1 protein-coding gene is annotated in these 591 nt (G+C 66.2%); it reads right to left on the reverse strand.

Translation table 11 applies throughout. The annotated features are described in order from the left end of the window. Nucleotides 1–591: FtsX-like permease family protein (locus GEV06_29095; GenBank protein ID MPZ21894.1), on the reverse strand; the 591-nt coding region annotated here is incomplete at both ends.

Raw genomic sequence — 591 nt, forward strand, 5'->3', positions numbered from 1 at the left:
GAAGGGGAACTCGACCCGCCGCGCACGTTGCGGAGTTGGAGGTTCCGTCGGGACGCGTGAAGGAGGGCAGGTACCGTGGCGAGAATGGCGCTCAAGACAGCAAGCCCGAGGGCGAGCATGGCGACCCTCGAAGCACCACCCGGCACGTTCCAGTCCACCACAGGGAGGAGCGTCTGCCACAATGTTGGCGCCGCGAGTTGTGCGACAAGCACCGCAACCGCTCCACCGAGCAAGGCAAGAAGTAGCGTTTCGGTCAGGACCGGCAGGATCACCCGCGCCCGTGAGCTACCGAGAGCGAGGCGGACGGCCGTTTCGGATTGTTGCCGGATCGCTCGGCTGGCGATCAGGTTCGCGATGTTCGCGCAGGCGATCAGGAGCACGAGCATCGATATACCAGCGAGCCACACCGCGATCCTCGACTCCTGTGACGCGAGCGGCCCGCGAGCCGCGATCAGCGGCGCAAGAATCACTCGCGCCTCTGGATCGAAATGGCGACCGCCGGCATACCTACCTTCGCCGCTCCCGCTCGCCTCCTCCCGCCCGTTGAGCAGGGCCGCAGTCGCTTCGGCCTCGATACTTTCGACCGACACC

It is taken from the genome of Luteitalea sp. (genome assembly GCA_009377605.1).
Classification (GTDB): domain Bacteria; phylum Acidobacteriota; class Vicinamibacteria; order Vicinamibacterales; family Vicinamibacteraceae; genus WHTT01.